This is a genomic window from Psychrobacter sp. (assembly GCF_036731945.1).
GTDB lineage: Bacteria > Pseudomonadota > Gammaproteobacteria > Pseudomonadales > Moraxellaceae > Psychrobacter.
The window spans coordinates 58,426-60,846 of record NZ_DAINDI010000007.1; the positions used below are offsets into that span (position 1 = coordinate 58,426).

General features: G+C 40.2%; 1 protein-coding gene and 1 pseudogene. Both read right to left on the reverse strand.

Annotated elements, in window-relative coordinates:
- Positions 1 to 781: pseudogene (locus V7D75_RS02660) on the reverse strand (FimV/HubP family polar landmark protein); the annotation flags it as partial.
- A gap of 57 nt (positions 782 to 838) precedes the next feature.
- Positions 839 to 2,421: type IV pilus assembly protein FimV (locus V7D75_RS02665; protein ID WP_333613294.1), on the reverse strand; the 1,583-nt coding region annotated here is incomplete at its 5' end.

Sequence of the window (2,421 nt, forward strand, 5' to 3'; positions counted from 1 at the left end):
CCGTCGACGTTGATAAGCTTTCCTCATCGGCAATATCCAGCTCAATGAAAGGTGTGGCACTAGTAGCAGCCGGCTCATCAATATCTTGTTCTAAGTCATCTAAACTTAGGTCAAAATCTTGCGCGCTATTATCGATATCATCAGAATTTGCTAATGCGCTGTCTGAGCCAGCGGTTAAATCGTTTTCATATGCTTGACGATTAGATGCTTGTTCATTAAGACTAGGATCAATGGTTGGCTCGTTATTCTCGATTTTGTTCGCCGGCAAATCAAAATCGATACTTTCAAAGCCAGAATCTTGAACTTCATCAGCTGGCAAGATATGTTTAGCTGCCTGACTTTGCTCTTCAGTCAGCAATGCCTTTAGATCATCAGCCTGAGCGATACTTTTGGCATCACCATACATTTTAATAGAATCATAGACTCTGCTAAAGTTATCAGACTCATCTATCGTTGCATATACGGCTAGAAGCTTTAAAGTTAACTGGCTATCATGTGGCTTTTCAGCGAGACCACGTTTTAAGGTATCAATAGCTTTATCATAGCGCTGTTGTTCCATAAAGCGCTGTGCTATCTCAATATGGTTGAATTTTTCGTTGTTGTCAGTATTGACTTGAGTAGTTGCACCTTTAACTACATCAGTGGTTGATAATGAGGTAGCTTTTTCTGCTTTGAGGCTTGGCTGTTCAGTTGGTTTTTGCGCTTTATTTTTGCGTATAACTAATACCGCTATTAGTACGATAAATACCAATCCGGCGATAATATATAGTATGTATTCCATAGTTACTCCTGCGCTCATGATCATTATTTCAGTATAGTATATTGATCAGTTAAACGACTATTGATTGCGTAATTTTTCAAGACGAGCTTGTAGCTCCGCCAGTTTTTGGTTTTGTAATTGCAGTTTTTTAGTATAACTTCCAAGTCTAGCGTTGGTCTTTGATAAACGCTGTGCTTGGTCTGCGGTACTTTGTCTTGATGACTTAAGAATATCCAACACATCTGTACTAAGGCCATTGCCCGTTGCAACGCCTGCTTTATTTTTAGTACCGTCAGCGCTACCACTATGGCCAGGAGCAAGTACAGAAAACTGGGCGGTTGGTAGTTTCTGCGTTTTCTTTATGGCAGGCGTCTCATTGCGTTTTGCCGCTTGAGCTTTCTCAGTTTGTATTTTGGATGCAGCTTCCGAAACAGTATTCTTTTTGACGACAGGCGTATTTGCTTTTCTACTATGCTTTCTTTGTTCGCTGATGGCTGTCTGTAGCTTTTTTTGCGACGGCACGATATCGTATTTAGGTAAGCTTAGCTGCGCATCGGCTTTAAGCTGATTTGCATTTTTATTAATAAAGGCGTTGGGATTTTGTGTTTGAATTTCGTTCATAACGATCTGCACGTCAAGATTGTTTTTCTCAGCGATTTGCTGGGCAATAACCCATAAATTATCGTTGCGTTGTACTGTGTAATTGAAATCTGAATCATTGTTATTGCTATCAGATATGATGCTTTTTCCTTTAACGTTGGAGTCTACAGTAGATAAACTGGTGCTAGAATTATTGTCATATGGAACTGTTACATCAGATTTGGATGTGGCAGATGTAATTGCATTATTTGGCATTGCTGACATAGTTGAGGAAGCTATAGTTCCAGATTTATTTATAGCGCTAGGTTCTATCTGACGAGTAACTTGAATATTTAATATGTCGAGCTTATTCTCATTCAAACCGATAGTAGAGTGGTTACCATTTAAATAGCTGCTTGAAGTATTGTCACTATTACTACCTCTCAAGGCTCTATTTTCATTCTTATTGGCATCGTCATTCAAATGAGCACTATTTCGCTCATTAGGGGAATATATCGTAGCATTACTCTGTGTTGTGGGCGTAATCATTACTGTAGGCGCCAGTAATAATGGAGGAGGCGTACCTTTTTTAACTATCAAAGGTTTAGCATCTGTTGTAGAGACCTTAGGTAGATTAGGTTTTTTTGCTCCTATGGCAATATTTTCGGTGGGCGCAGTCGGTAGGCCGTCATTCATAGGCATTAGTAATGTTTGAGGAATGACATTACGCTGATTACCATCATTAATCGCTAAAACCACATCAGCAAAAGGTTGAGAGACAGGTTTTGTAGTCGTGATAAGAACGCGCCCACTGGTGGCTGAAGTAGGCTGAAAACGAACTGTCATTGAATCTGTTGGAGTCAAACCCATTTGCTGATAAAGGGTAGGGTCAGCTAAACTTGCAGAAAAATCAGGGGTTTGAATGTCAGTAACAACAATACTGGCTGATAAAGGTTCATGCTGAGCTGAGGTAATGACAGTCTTACCCATGGTAGCCGCTTGGGCATTAGACATAAGTGCGGCATAACTGACTGAATAAAGCAGCGCCATTGATACTGAGCGATGTATCGTAGTCAGGCGAT